Below are 12,572 nucleotides of genomic sequence, written 5' to 3'. Positions count from 1 at the left end.
CACATTTTTAAACTTATGGTATGACAAATAGGCTGTTTCAACTATTCTTAGGATAGAAACAATTTTTAATTTGGCAATTTTAGTTGAGGAAAACACAATGAATCCATTCTTTGTTGCAGACGATAATCCATGGGAAGATCTCGGTGAAGGCGTATCACGAAAAATCGTCGGTTATACTGAAGACCTAATGGCCGTTCACGTTCGTTTTGAAAAAGGTGCGATTGGTGCGGTCCACAGCCATGAAATTCATGACCAAATCGGCTACGTTGTTTGCGGTAGTTTCGAAGCGGAAATTGAAGGTGAGAAGAAAATTCTCAAAGCGGGTGATGCTTACATTGCTCCAAAACATTTCAAACACGGCGCAGTTGCATTAGAAGAAGGTAGTGTTCTACTTGATTGCTTCTCACCTGCTCGTGAAGATTTTCTCAAATAATTATTCAGCCATAAGGCTTTGGAAAGAATATGACATCATTAAACATTGCCATCATTGGCGAATGCATGGTTGAACTTCAGCAGAAAGGTGAATTGCTTAAACAAGCATTTGGTGGCGACACATTAAACACAGCTTTGTACCTTTCTCGACTAACAAATAGTCATGGAATCAAAACAAGTTATGTGACCGCATTAGGCCAAGACCCATTTAGCGCCGATATGTTGAATAAATGGTCTGCAGAGAAGATTGACACTAGTCTAATCAGCCTCCGTGATGATAAGCAGCCTGGCCTTTATTACATTGAAACAGATGATACAGGTGAGCGTAGCTTCCATTACTGGAGAAACGACGCCGCTGCTAAATTTATGTTTGACCATGCTGAGTCAGCTGCGTTGCTTGAAAAGCTAAATGGCTATGATGCGATATATTTAACAGGCATCACCCTTGCAATCCTTACAGAAAACGGTCGCAACGAACTGTTCAAGTTACTTGAAAGCTTCTCTGGTAAAGTGTTCTTTGATAACAATTACCGTCCAAAACTTTGGGAAAGCCAAGAAGTTGCTCAGAAGTGGTATCTAAAAATGTTATCTTACACAGATACTGCCCTTCTTACATTTGACGATGAGCAAGACCTATACGGTGATGAGCACGTCGAGCAGTGTATTGAACGTACCACTGGTGCTGGCGTTAAAGAGCTTATTATTAAGCGTGGCGGCAAAGAGTGCTTGGTTGTAGATGGCGACAATGCGAACTATGTTTCTGCAAACGTTATCAACAACGTTGTTGATACAACTGCAGCTGGCGATTCTTTCAGTGCTGGATTCCTAGCTAAACGTCTATGTGGCGGAACAGCTCAAGAAGCTGCTGCGGCTGGGCATGCTGTAGCAGGTACTGTGATTCAATATTCTGGTGCAATTATTCCAGCTGAAGCTATGCCGGAACTTTCTTTATAAATATTATGAATCAGCCAATACTATGGCTGATTTTCAACAATGATGAGATAAAACATGACAACTCTAAACGATAAACTAGCCAGCCTTAAGGTTATTCCAGTAATCGCTATCAATCGCGTTGAAGATGCAATTCCTCTAGGTCGTGCGCTAGTTGAGAATGGCATGCCTTGTGCAGAAATTACACTACGTACTGAGTGTGCTATCGAAGCGATTCGCGTTATGCGTAAAGAATTCCCAGAAATGCTAATTGGTTCTGGTACTGTTCTTACTAACGAGCAAGTTGATGCTTCTATCGATGCTGGCGTTGACTTCATCGTAAGCCCTGGTTTCAACCCACGTACTGTTCAGTACTGCCAAGACAAAGGCGTTGCTATCGTACCTGGCGTTAACAGCCCAAGCCTAGTTGAACAAGCAATGGAAATGGGTCTACGTACTCTTAAATTCTTCCCTGCTGAACCATCAGGTGGCGTTCCAATGCTTAAAGCCCTAACTGCAGTTTACCCTGTAAACTTCATGCCTACTGGCGGCGTTAGCTTGAAAAATGTTGACGAATATCTAAGCATCCCAGCAGTACTTGCGTGTGGTGGTACTTGGATGGTTCCAACTAAGCTAATGGACGAAGGCAAGTGGGAAGAGCTTGGTGCTCTTGTACGTGATGCGGTAAGCCACGTTGCATAATTAGCAATTCTAACCTAATTTAAAAGCGAGCCTTGTGCTCGCTTTTTTTATTGGTGTAAAAAATATCGTGTTTCAGATCGGATGCAGATACCCCCATTTATAGTGTTGTATTACAAAAAAATCATCACTTGAAACTATAAAAACACCAAAACTAGACATAAAAACATAAAAATGCCCACTAACTTATTGATTTTCAAAGATTAAGTTACCGATTTAGGGTTGTTTTTCATAATGTGCGCCAGATCACTAAAATTCCATATTGTAGTACAATTAAAGTGGAAAACAGGCTAATCTTGTCGGCAGTATTAGTTAATCTATTAAAGGCTATAAAATGACTATTGATACCTTTGTTGTTCTCGCCTACTTCTTTTTCTTGATGGCCATAGGCTGGATGTTTAGGAAGTTTACGACCTCTACCAGTGATTACTTTAGAGGGGGCGGTAAAATGCTGTGGTGGATGGTAGGTGCAACCGCCTTCATGACGCAGTTTTCAGCATGGACGTTTACGGGAGCTGCAGGACGCGCATTCAGCGACGGTTTTGTTGTTGTAATCCTATTCTTAGCTAACGCATTTGGTTACTTCTGTAACTACATGTATTTCGCACCTAAGTTCCGTCAGTTACGTGTAATCACAGGCATCGAAGTTATTCGCCAGCGCTTTGGTAAAACCTCCGAGCAGTTTTTCACATGGGCAAGTATGCCTGATAGCATCATCTCTGCTGGTATTTGGCTAAATGGTCTGGCTATCTTTGTAGCAGCAGTGTTCAACATCCCAATGGAACAAACTATCATCATTACTGGTTTAGTATTGATGCTAATGTCTGTTACTGGTGGTTCTTGGGCGGTTGTTGCTTCTGACTTTGTGCAAATGTTAGTTATCATGGCGGTAACTATTACTTGTGCAATCGCGGCCTACTTCCAAGGCGGTGGTGTTGGCAATATCGTGTCAAACTTCCACGGCGACTTTATGCTAGGTAATAACCTAAACTACGTAAGTATTTTCGTACTATGGGTTGTGTTTATCTTCGTTAAGCAATTTGGCGTGATGAACAACAGTATCAATGCATATCGCTATCTTTGTGCAAAAGACAGTGCCAATGCTCGCAAAGCTGCTGGCTTAGCTTGTATCCTAATGGTAGTTGGCCCACTAATCTGGTTCCTACCACCATGGTATGTAGCTGCATTTATGCCTGACTTTGCTGGACAATTCGCTTCTATGGGTGATAAAGCGGGTGATGCTGCTTACTTAGCCTTCGTACAAAAAGTCATGCCTGCTGGTATGGTAGGTCTTCTAATGTCAGCGATGTTCGCTGCAACTATGTCTTCTATGGATTCAGGCTTGAACCGTAATGCAGGTGTATTTGTAATGAACTTCTACTCACCTATCCTACGACCTCAAGCATCACAAAAAGAACTGATGATTGTAAGTAAGATCACCACGGTTGTTTTAGCGCTTATCATTATCGGCATCGGTTTGTTTATCAACTCACTACGCCATCTAAGCCTATTTGATATCGTACTTAACGTAGGCGCACTAATCGGCTTCCCTATGCTTATCCCTATCCTACTTGGCATGTGGATTCGTAAGACTCCAGACTGGGCTGGTTGGGTAACACTGATTGTTGGTGGTGTAGTTTCATACATATTCGGTCTTGCTATCACAGCACACGATATCGAGCACCTATTTGGCTTAGACCAAGCTCTTACATCACGTGAGTGGAGCGACCTTAAAGTTGGCTTGATTCTTGGTGCACACGTTATCTTTACGGGTGGCTTCTTTGTTGCAACAACATTGTTCTACAAAGGACTTACTCAAGAACGTGAAGCTGAAGTCAACCGCCTATTCAAGAACTGGAATACACCTGTTATTTCAGAAGGCGAAGAGCAACAAAACTTGGATACAGCACAGCGTTCAATGCTTGGCCGTCTGATCTGTATTGCTGGCTTCGGTATCCTTGCAATGGCATTGATTCCAAATGAACCAACAGGTCGCTTGTTGTTCCTACTTTGTGGTTCAATCGTACTTTCAGTAGGTATTCTACTTGTAAATGCGTCAAAAAGTGGTCAAAAACAAATCGCATAATTAAATATTGTATTTAATTACTCTAAGCCCCAGCTATATGCTGGGGCTTTTTTATTGGTGGGGATCTTGTAGACACTTGAGGGGCGGTTCTGTGGCGCTTTGGTTCTATGGCCCTATGGATTACATCATCGACACATCGATTCATCGGTACGCCCTTCCACCACCGTCGTCCCCGCGTAGGCGGGGATCTGTAGACACTCGACGAGCAATTCAGTGTGTTGTTTTTATTAAACCCGAGAGATCACAGATGCCGGCTTAAAAGACTACAGGCATGGAGGTGCGGTTCTGCGGCGCTTTGGTTCTATTATCCTATGGATTGATTCATCGATACGCCCTTCCTCCACCGTCGTCCCCGCGCAGGCGGGGATCTGTAGACACTCGACGCGCAATTCAGTGTGTTGTTTTTATTAAACCCGAGAGATCACAGATGCCGGCTTAAAAGACTACAGGCATGGAGGTGCGGTTCTGTGGCGCTTTGGTTCTATGACCCTGTGGATTGCATCATCGACACATCGATTCACCGACACGCCTTTGTATCGTCGTCCCCGCGTAGGCGGGGATCTGTAGACGCTCGACGCGCAATTCAGTGTGTGTTTTTATTGAACCTGAGAGATCACAGATGCCGGCTTAAAAGACTACCGGCATGGAGGTGCGGTTCTGTGGCGCTTTGGTTCTATGATCCTATGGATTGCATCATCGACACATCGATACATCGCTACCTAGCTACATCGCCACTACACCAATTCACCAAAAAAAAGGCCCCATTCAAAGAATGGGGCCTTTTACAGTCGATTTTATTAAAGCTTATAGCTCAATAGTTACTGTCTCACCATCAACGGTCAGTTCTAGAGTGTTACCCACTTGCTTGTGAGAAACCTCAACTTGTTGACCTTCGTTCTTGTTTGGAACAAGAAGCGTTAGGATGTTGTGTTGTTTTGAAGCTGCAAATTCAGCTTCTACATGGCGATGAATTTCTAGACCTTCATATTCGTAAGGGTCTACTTCACCAAAGCCTTCAACGTTTACAATAGACTGGATGCTATCAGCACTGTCGTTGATGAACTTAACATCTAGATGTGCGTTCTCACCACGAATAGTGAATGACTTAGCTTCTGGTTCAGTTGCAAATGTAGTATGCATCAACCAAGTTAGGTCTTTCTCTTCAGTGAAGCTTGCTTTGTCTTGCATTACAAAGACTTTACCTTTCACAAACCATACCTTACGTTTGTAAGATTCGATTTCTGGAGTAAAGAACTTATAAGAAGATGTTGCGTCACCTTCAACAAATTTAACGTCTGATTCAGTATCATAATCAGTGATGTTACCACCAGCTTCGATACAGTAACGGTCTTGGTGACCTTCAAACTTAGTATTCTTGTTCTCACCATATTGACCCTTGCCACCGAATAGAGGCAGGTTCTTAGAGAAGGTGTGACGACGCCATTTAGTGTGCATATCCACACCGAAACCACCGTAGTAACCCGTTACTGAAGCTAGGGTTTCACCAAATGCATGCAGTGTGAATGCGTTTTGGTCACCATGAGAGTGGCTGATTGAACCAAATGGAGAACACTTGAACACCATATGGATATGCTCATCACGCTCAGTCATCTTGTTGTGGAATGCAGCCCAACCTGTGATTGGGAATACTTTCAACAATGGATCGTTTGATGGCGCTTTCTCTTCTGGTGCATCCCAAAGAACGTTAAAGCGAAGATCATCATAACCGAAGTCCCACCAACCGAAGTTGTAGAATTTAGTATGAGCTTCAGTATCACGACCTTTAAGTTGGTTGTAGTACCAAACGTACTCAGGTTTTTGGTTAACACCCGCATAGTGCTTGATGTTGTAAGCCAGTTTTAGACCTGGGAAATCACCGATTGACGACTGGTCACAGAAGCTTGCGCGCTTAGAGTGAACAGGCATGCAGTATAGTGGGAAGTCACCGGTGTTTTCGTAGAATGTTTTGTTAAACATATCTACGCCACAGTACGCTTTCAATAGGTCAAATGCTTCACCTAGGAATGCTGTTTGTGTGTTCCAGTAGTCAGGACCTTCAGCCCAACCACCGTCTTCACCGCCCCATGGTGGGTAGTGTACTGCGTAGTATTCTAGTGCGTATGCAATGTACTCGCCTGCTTTCGGGTGATCGTGGTAAAGCGCGATACACGTTGGGATGATAGCAGAAGAAATAGAACGAACACCGTGGCTGTTTAGTGGGTTGTTCAGTAGATCAACGGTCACTTTCAGGTGGTGCATGATTTCGTCTAGACGAGTCACAAGAGCTTCACGAACAATTGCTAGTTCTTCTTCAGAGAAGTAAGAATTTAGCCAGTCATAACCCCATGCCATAGCTGCAACTACACGGAAAGCCGCTTCATCGTTATAACCACGAGAAGTTACGCCGTCTGGATCGTAGGTAGCAAGTTTTAGAGTCCAATCTTTCGCTTTTTGGATTAACTCTTGGTCTTCTTTCACTACGCCTGCGATTGACAGGTTACGAGTTGCGTTCATTGCCATCTGGCAATCAACATACATCTGACGCCAGTAAGGACGCCACAAAGACGCTTTACCTACAGTTTCTTCAGGGTATGCTTGAGGCTCTTCGTACGGTGCTGTATCTATAAATTTCTTCGTAGAGTTGTTGAAGAAATCATCAAACATGCAGTAAGACGCATCGGCTTGAACTTTAGAACGAAAATCAGCTAGATCTTTACCTTGAACGAGAAGGCGTGGACGCTCTTCACTAAGGGTATCTAGGAATGATAGGTCGAAGTCACGTTTTTGAACTTCGATAGGAAGTAGGTCTACTAGGTTACCAGCTGAAGTATCGTTCTCCAGCTTCATCTTCCTGATCGCATCAAGTGCTTTATCACTGCTCATGTCTACTCTCTTATCAAAAATTTGATGTTAGGGGTAATGATTAAAATTAATTAAACTTATTGTAATACAATTAGTCGATTCCGAGAAAAGATTCCTTTTATTTTATTTCAATTTCGTGACCTGAATCAGAACTCTGAGCATAGAGTTTCACTGGATGTATGCACCTTTACACTGATGTCAGCTTAAAATCTTAAGGCCAATTATAGTTATAATGAGAATATTCACTTGCCATACTAATGGCCTAATAACGCGCGTACCTCTCTGACATATCTCACCTGCTCCAGTTAAACCTGGCTACCCAAGTTAGAAAAACCACTTATAAGCCATTGAACTTATTGGAATTTAACCAATAACTAACTAAAGTTACTTTAACTTTGGATAATTAGGCTTAACTATAAGCAATACTTGAGTAGAGAGTGATAAATGCCACAAAAAACCAAGCATATCCCTGTAATCCAAACTCAATACGCACGAATCTTCGTCGAATTGTTTGCAAAGCATGGATTTGACCTGCACCAACTACTACGAGATTCCGAACTGCCCGCAGATCTTATGCAACAAAATAGCGATTTTGTTCCAGCTCAAAGTTTAAAACGCCTTATCTATCTAGTTTCTGCGCAACTTGGAGTAACCAATCTTGCCGACCTACTAACATTAGCATTTCGACACAATATTATTCCTAAATTGGTAGGCCGTCTAAATGAGTATGATACCGTAGGTGATGTGCTCAAAGAGGCCGATACTATCTTTAGTGCGGACTCACCTGGCTCTACGGTATATTGCGATGACGAGCATGGGCAATTGTGGTTTAGTCGTAAAACGAATATTGACGCCGACCAGCCATTCCAATGGAACGAACTGTTCTCTATTTTGTATATTCAAGAGTTTATCAGTGCCCTTACCAACCAGCAGTGGCACGCGAACAAAGTTCGATTGCAAGGTAGTGAATACGATATTGTTAAATCTGTGCTAGATGATCAGTGTCAGATTTTTATCAGCCAAGACTCGACAGCGGTTTATATTCCACCGGAGATAGCCTCTCATCCGTTGTCGTTGCATCAAACCAGCCCACAGCCGATAACCTGGCATACCAGTTTTACCGATAGTGTATTTGAAGCGCTTCACCCATATTGTAATGAACAGAGCCTCAATATTAACGAGGCGGCAGGCATACTGGGGTTTTCGGTTCGTACTCTGCAACGAAAGTTAAAAGAAGAGCACACCAGCTTTCGCAAACTTAAAGAGAGCATAATATTGTCGATTGCATGTGATCTCATGGAACAAGATAAAAGCCTCACCTTTATATCTAGGCAGCTGGGCTATCAGAATATCTCGCACTTCTCCCGAGCATTTAAACGTATTTCAGGGCTAACCCCAAAGCTATACAAGAAGTCGTTATTGAACATTGACTCACTACCATAAAAAATCCCGCCTCAAATGGGCGGGATAGATTATCAAACTACAGTGGGCAACTTATTTGGACTTAACTTCACTCATAAGCTGTTTTACTGCTGTCTCTAGCTGTACATCTCGGTTACGAGCAATGCTATTCGGGTAGTTGTGTACCGTGACATCTGGCACGATATCTTGATTTTCTAACCAACGACCTTTGGCATCTTTCATTCCCAATTGTGGAACACCGTAAATCAACAGCGGATTTTGCTGTTTCTGCCAGTTAACAAAGGTGCCAGTGCCTGGAACCGAGTCCCCTACAACCTTACCTAATTTATTATCTTGATAAAGCTTAGCCACAACCGAAGCATCCGAGTAACAGGATGCATTTACCAGTAATATCGTCGGTTTAGTCCAGCGTTTTAGCGGGAAGCTCGCCGCTTTATAGCCATCGCGACTTACCGCTGAGCCATACTCTACACCAGACAAAAGATCGACAATTTGGTCATGCAGATTACCACCACCGTTATATCGAATGTCGATAACAACCGCATCTTTATCGCTATTTTCACCAAACAGTTTATCAACTAGGTTCTTGTAGCTTTCCGAGTTCATCGCGGGAATATGCACGTAGCCTATCTTCCCTTTAGACAATGACTTAGTAAGTTGTTTGTTGTTTTCAACCCAATAATGATAAGAGAGACGATATTCATCGCGATACCCTACAGGGAATACTTGAACATCGGTTGCTTTATCTTCATTCGGTTTAACCACGGACAATGTGGTCGGCTTATCAACTAAATTTCGTAGATAAGGATAGATATCATCGGACTTGCTAATTGCCTTGCCGTTAACCGCCTTAATAATAGTGCCCGCGACAATTGGGGCATTTGGTAAGTCAGATGGTCCGTTTGGTAGAACTTGATCAACTCGCACCCCATCGCCTTCATAGCGATCATCATAGAACAAACCTAGGCTTGCTACCTTCTCCCAGTCCTGACCTTGACCGAAGTAATATGCTCCGGTGTGAGATGCATTTAACTCTCCTACCATTTCGCTTAGTAGTATAGAGAAGTCTTGATAGGTATGAATCGATGGTAAGTGACGTGCATAGCTCTCTTTCAATCCGGCCCAATCTACACCGTGTAATTTGGCATCATAAAAGTGCTTCTGAGTGAGTCTCCATACATGACTGAAGATATAGTCTCGCTCTTTGGCAAAATCAAACTCCGCTTGAAGATCAAAGGCTTGCACTTTTGATTGATGAGTAGCTAAGTTGTATTTCTCAACCGTTCCATTTCCAAGTATGGCAATAGATGCGCCATCTTCTGCTAATGTAATTTGCTTAACACTGGCTTCAGGACGAGTAAATAGTGGCTTAAACTCTCCAGTAGCAACGTTAAAGCTTGCAAACACCAAGTTCTCTTTTTGAGAATAAGCAACTAATAAATCTTTATTGTCGGAAGATAAAGCGGCAAATTCAATCTCTAACGAGAATGGCGTTAAGCGATGCAAACGCTGATCAAGGCCCTTCAGGTCAACCTGAGTTGGTTGCGGCTTAGCCTTACCTTCTTTGTGTTTTTGTTTACCTTGTTTAGCTTCCGTGTTGGCTTTTATCTCATGAGCATCTTGATGCTTGAACCAGTTGTATTCAGTGAACTTATTTAATGCTACTCCATAGACATCGATCTGTGTCGGAGATCCATCCAACTGAGTCACACCGTCTTTGGTTGTAAGCCAATATGCTATTTGACCATCTTTAGAAAAGATCGGAGCATATTTCATAAATCCGCTATTACTGATCACTTCCCTACTGTCAGGCTTTGAGGTATCCAACATAACAATCTTGTTGGTACCTAAGATGCTGCCGTTGCGAGAAATCAGATAGCGACTATCTGGTGACCAGTTGTAATCCCAATCTCCACGAGCGTAAGAATACAATTCATCGGCTTTGATCAGCGGCATAATTGACTGATCTTTTAGGGTCTCTACAACTAAGCTATAAGTATCGACTCGATACGCCAGTTTTAGGTTGTCAGGAGAGAGTGACGGCTGGGTTTCATCCTTAGGAGTATTGGTGATAGCGGTTTCAGTGATTTTAGTTGCACCAATAAAGCCTTCTTGTGAAGCATCTATCTCGCTTTTGAATATATCCCAATTACCATTTCGCTCAGAGCTGTAATAGAGCGATTTGCCATCTGCAGAGAACGATACATCTCGCTCTTGCGCCGCAGTATGAGTGACACGCACTACACTGCCAGATGACATAGAAACCACAAAGATGTCGCCACGAGCGACAATCGCAGCTTCAGAGCCAGATGGCGATACGGCAAACTGTGATGCTTGATAGCTCAGATTTACGTTACGTTCACCATTTTGCATACCCTGCTTGCGAATACGTATATCAATTCGATGTGGTTTTGCATCCGCAGAGGGTTTAATCCACACATCACCATCGTAACTAAATGCCAAGTCGTTATTATTGCTCACCGACAATGTACGTATTGGGTGTTTATCAAAGAAGGTTTGCTGCTCTGGTTTTGCCGATAAATTGCTGAGATCTTTACGCCAAACGTTGAATGAACCTGAGCGCTCTGAGAGATAATACATTGCATTATCATCAGCAGACCAATGAGCATCGCGGTCCTCACCTTTGAACTTAGTCAACTGCAAGTGTTTACCATCTTGATAGAGCCAAATATCACGCGCCGCTGAAGAAGTATGATGTTTTCTCCATGGCTGCTCATTGAACGATGGTCTATCTGTATATAAGAAGCTCTGCTTATTATGCGCACTGGCAAAGCTACTAATACCGTTGCCTAACACTAGGTGCTCACGGCCTCCCTTCGCGGCCACAGAATACAGATAATAAGCCGCGCCTGAATAACCGTTGTTTACATTGACATCGGTGCGTCCAATACGACGAGATTCAAAATACACCGTGTTACCATCAGAGCTAAATGCATAGGGAACGTCGCCACTTGGGTGATAGGTCAAACGCTGTAATTCACCAGAATCGACGTTCATAGTAAATACGTCACCCGAACCATAGCGGTTCGACATAAAAGCGATCGTTTGATTATTTGGAGACCAGATAGGGTGACTACTATAAACAGACTCACTGGTTAAAGGGATAGCATCCCCCCCTTTACTTGGAACTAACCAAAGTTGACCTGCATATCGAAATACGACCTGAGATCCATCGGGAGACACAGCGACATCACGATACCAATTTGTAGAATTCGGAGTCGTTACCTGATCTGCTGGTGCGGCAACACTTACCGCTGTTGAGACCACAAATAGACCGAATGCTTGAGCTAAGCGGTTTAACACGGAGAAATCCCTTGTAGATAAAAGGCAAAGATTAACAAACTGATGCTCCTAATTGCGCAACATTAACGATAAGTAAGGTTGCAATAAAAACACCAATTCCAACCGAACTATTGGCTACATAAGTAATACTGCATTTCGCTTAATAATTGACCTATATACCAAAATTAACTCTAGTTTACTTTTTAACCAGCTGCGACATTTCGCAACACCTTGCTGGTAAACCTTGATATTCACCTATTGTCATAAAAATTTCTTATTTCATGAGCTGCGAGACAATTGACAAATCATTCTAATACTTTAGTATCAAACGCATCTGGTGTCAGAGTTGTTGATGCAAGCACTACCAAGTAAAAGCAAGATTGTAAAAATCTGCCTTTGCTTATATGTAACATGAGTAATTCAAATGCCCAGTAAAACCAAATCAAAACATATTTATTTAAGGGGCAGTTATGTCTAAAGCAACAGGCACAGTAAAGTGGTTCAACGAAACTAAAGGCTTCGGTTTTATCTCTCAAGATGATGGTGGCGCAGATGTATTCGTACACTTCCGTGCAATCGCAACTGACGGTTTCAAAACACTAGCAGAAGGTCAAAAGGTTTCTTTTGACGTTGAGCAAGGTCAAAAAGGCCCTCAAGCTGCAAACGTAGTTGTTCTATAATTTTATAACTACCTGAAAATTCTAGAATGCCACTTTTTAAGTGGCATTTTTTTTACTTCAAAATCGTATAAGCCATAAAAAATACCTAACAATTCGGTAATTTAGTTTTAATTTCTGTCCAACAAATCATCTTGCATATGCCAATCTGGCAAAGATAA

The 12,572-nt window shown here is 42.6% G+C and carries 8 protein-coding genes; 6 read left to right on the top strand and 2 right to left on the bottom strand.

The window, feature by feature from the left end:
• Positions 1-97: 97 nt before the first annotated feature.
• From OCU28_RS12940 to OCU28_RS12925, 4 genes are all read left to right on the top strand, one after another.
• A complete protein-coding gene (locus tag OCU28_RS12940) occupies positions 98-433 on the top strand; it encodes a cupin domain-containing protein (protein WP_261818099.1) in 336 nt (111 codons plus the stop codon).
• Positions 434-462: 29 nt separating this feature from the next.
• Positions 463-1,386: a 2-dehydro-3-deoxygluconokinase gene (locus tag OCU28_RS12935; RefSeq protein WP_261818098.1), complete on the top strand. Its 924-nt coding sequence runs from the start codon at positions 463-465 to the stop codon at positions 1,384-1,386.
• 54 nt (positions 1,387-1,440) lie between these two features.
• Positions 1,441-2,064, top strand: a complete 624-nt coding sequence (locus tag OCU28_RS12930; RefSeq protein WP_261818097.1) for a bifunctional 4-hydroxy-2-oxoglutarate aldolase/2-dehydro-3-deoxy-phosphogluconate aldolase — start codon at positions 1,441-1,443, stop codon at positions 2,062-2,064.
• Positions 2,065-2,395: 331 nt separating this feature from the next.
• Positions 2,396-4,147, top strand: coding sequence for a sodium:solute symporter family transporter (locus OCU28_RS12925; protein ID WP_261818096.1), 1,752 nt, complete (start codon positions 2,396-2,398; stop codon positions 4,145-4,147).
• A gap of 804 nt (positions 4,148-4,951) precedes the next feature.
• Here OCU28_RS12925 and OCU28_RS12920 read toward each other — a convergent pair.
• Entirely contained in the window at positions 4,952-7,030 is a 2,079-nt protein-coding gene (locus OCU28_RS12920) for a DUF4962 domain-containing protein (RefSeq protein WP_261818095.1), read from the bottom strand.
• A 423-nt stretch (positions 7,031-7,453) separates the two neighbouring features.
• On the opposite strand from OCU28_RS12920, the gene OCU28_RS12915 reads away from it, so the two are divergent.
• Complete coding sequence (locus OCU28_RS12915; protein ID WP_261818094.1) at positions 7,454-8,452, top strand: helix-turn-helix domain-containing protein; 999 nt, start codon at positions 7,454-7,456, stop codon at positions 8,450-8,452.
• Between the two features lie 51 nt (positions 8,453-8,503).
• Here OCU28_RS12915 and OCU28_RS12910 read toward each other — a convergent pair whose 3' ends face one another.
• Positions 8,504-11,755, bottom strand: coding sequence for a S41 family peptidase (locus OCU28_RS12910; protein ID WP_261818093.1), 3,252 nt, complete (start codon positions 11,753-11,755; stop codon positions 8,504-8,506).
• A gap of 449 nt (positions 11,756-12,204) precedes the next feature.
• On the opposite strand from OCU28_RS12910, the gene cspE reads away from it, so the two are divergent.
• A complete protein-coding gene (gene cspE, locus OCU28_RS12905; protein WP_261818092.1) occupies positions 12,205-12,414 on the top strand; it encodes a transcription antiterminator/RNA stability regulator CspE in 210 nt (69 codons plus the stop codon).
• The last annotated feature ends 158 nt before the right edge of the window (positions 12,415-12,572 follow it).

This window comes from Vibrio gallicus (genome assembly GCF_024346875.1).
Classification (GTDB): Bacteria; Pseudomonadota; Gammaproteobacteria; order Enterobacterales; family Vibrionaceae; genus Vibrio; species Vibrio gallicus.
Note: the sequence above shows the minus strand (reverse complement) of the source record. Positions and strands in the feature narration are given on the sequence as shown.

Bases quoted from the DNA above. Each gene is read 5' to 3' on its own strand.
- OCU28_RS12915 (WP_261818094.1), top strand. From the start codon at position 7,454: ATGCCACAAAAAACCAAGCATATCCCTGTAATCCAAACTCAATACGCA.
- OCU28_RS12920 (WP_261818095.1), bottom strand. From the start codon at position 7,030: ATGAGCAGTGATAAAGCACTTGATGCGATCAGGAAGATGAAGCTGGAG.
- OCU28_RS12930 (WP_261818097.1), top strand. From the start codon at position 1,441: ATGACAACTCTAAACGATAAACTAGCCAGCCTTAAGGTTATTCCAGTA.
- OCU28_RS12940 (WP_261818099.1), top strand. From the start codon at position 98: ATGAATCCATTCTTTGTTGCAGACGATAATCCATGGGAAGATCTCGGT.
- OCU28_RS12935 (WP_261818098.1), top strand. From the start codon at position 463: ATGACATCATTAAACATTGCCATCATTGGCGAATGCATGGTTGAACTT.
- cspE (WP_261818092.1), top strand. From the start codon at position 12,205: ATGTCTAAAGCAACAGGCACAGTAAAGTGGTTCAACGAAACTAAAGGC.
- OCU28_RS12925 (WP_261818096.1), top strand. From the start codon at position 2,396: ATGACTATTGATACCTTTGTTGTTCTCGCCTACTTCTTTTTCTTGATG.